Source organism: Methylobacterium aquaticum (genome assembly GCF_001043915.1).
Taxonomy (GTDB): domain Bacteria; phylum Pseudomonadota; class Alphaproteobacteria; order Rhizobiales; family Beijerinckiaceae; genus Methylobacterium; species Methylobacterium aquaticum.
The window spans coordinates 1-1,652 of sequence record NZ_LABX01000369.1; the positions used below are offsets into that span (position 1 = coordinate 1).

1 pseudogene is annotated in these 1,652 nt (G+C 74.1%); it reads left to right on the forward strand.

The annotated features are described in order from the left end of the window. Positions 1 to 1,652, forward strand: a pseudogene (locus tag VP06_RS37550) (hypothetical protein); the annotation flags it as partial.

The window sequence follows — 1,652 nt, forward strand, 5'->3', positions numbered from 1 at the left end:
CCTCGACCCCGAACGTCCCGCCGAGGCCGGGGTGCGCTTCACCCGCACGCCCGACCATGTGCTCCAGGCACGCCACCGCCGCCGCGAGCAGGCGCAGCGGGAGAAGGAGGAGGCCCTGCGCGCCGCCGAGGCCGAGGCCGCCGCCCGCGCCGCCGCCGAGATCGCCGCCGCCGAGGCAGCCCGGGCGGAGGCGGAAGCGGCCCGTGCCGAAGCGGAGGCTGCCGCGGCCGCCGCGGCGGTGCCCCTGTGGCGCCAGCCCTACGTGCTGCCGCCGGGCGTGCGCTTCACCCGCACGCCGGACCATCTGCTGCGCCATTCCCACGAGGAGATCGCCAGGGCCGAGGCAGTGCCGGAGCCCGCCGAGACCGCTGCCGCGGACGCCGTGCCGGGCGACGGGGCGCCCCTGACCGATTCGCCCGTCGCGCCGGAGGTCTCCGGTACCGAGCCCGTCACGGCCGAGCCCGTTCCCGAGATGGTCGCCGCGGTGACCGAGCCGGTCACGGAGGCCGCCGCCCCGGGCATCTCGCAAGAGGCCGTCCCGGCGCAAGAGACCGGCCCGCTGACGGTCCAAGCGGTTGCGGAAGGGACTGCGCAAGAGATGACGCGAGAGGTCGCGCATGATCTCGCCGAGTCGCCGTCTCCTCGGTCCGAAACGGCGCCGGCTGCGGCGTCCGGTGCAGGGGTCCCGTCGGCCGCCGCGCCCGACGCCGTCGCCCTTCACGTCACCGCCTCCGAGTCGGCTGACGCCGTCGCGTCGGCCGCGACCGTTCCTCCGGCGCCGGACGGGACGGCGTCCGAGCTGACCGTCGCCGCGCAGGCTCCCGCTCCGCCGCCCCAGGTCTTCGACGTGCCGAACAGCGCCATCCTGGTGCCGGTCGACGTTTCGCACCTGCGGTCCCTGCCGCCGCGCCCGGTCTACACCCTCGATCGCCTGCTCCGGCACGACTGGACCCGCCCGCTGCCGACCGCCGCGGAGCAGGACAACCGGCCGGTCCAGGAGTCGGTCGTTGAGGAGCCGGTCGCCGAACCGCGGCTTGCCGAGGAGGCCGTGTCGTCGGCCGAGCCTGCCGTCGCCGAGGCGCCGCTTGCCGATCGGTCTGTTGCCAACCTGTCTCTTGCCAAGCTGTCTCTTGCCGATCTGCCGCCGGACACGCCTTTCATCGGCGTGCCTCTGATGGGCTTGTCTTTGCCCCGCGCGGACTTCTCATATTCCTGGGACTTCCCTGAGGCTTGGGATTTCCAGTCCATGGGCTTCCCGCTGGCGGACGTGCTCCCCGAGACCGTGCCGCCCGCCAATCCGCCGCATGAGCCCATGGCCGAGACGGCCGTGGAGGCGGTGATGGAGGCGGTCCCGGCAGGGACCACGCTTCTGGGCGAGGTCCCCGAGGCCGATCCCGTGACGGGGCGTCGCGTCGCGTCCAACCTGCCGTCCGATGCGATCCTGCTGCCCGCGCCCGCCCCGATGCTGGCGCTCACCTACGCGGCCGTCACCGAGACAGTCTTCGTCCCGGAGGCGTCCGAGCCCATGGTCGTGCCGTTGCCGGCCACCGTCGGCCTCGAGGCTTCGATGCCGATCGAGATGGCGGTGGATGTCGCTCCGGCCGGCGCTCCCGAGTTTGCTTCTCCCCCTGCGGTCTCGCCCGCTGTGACCC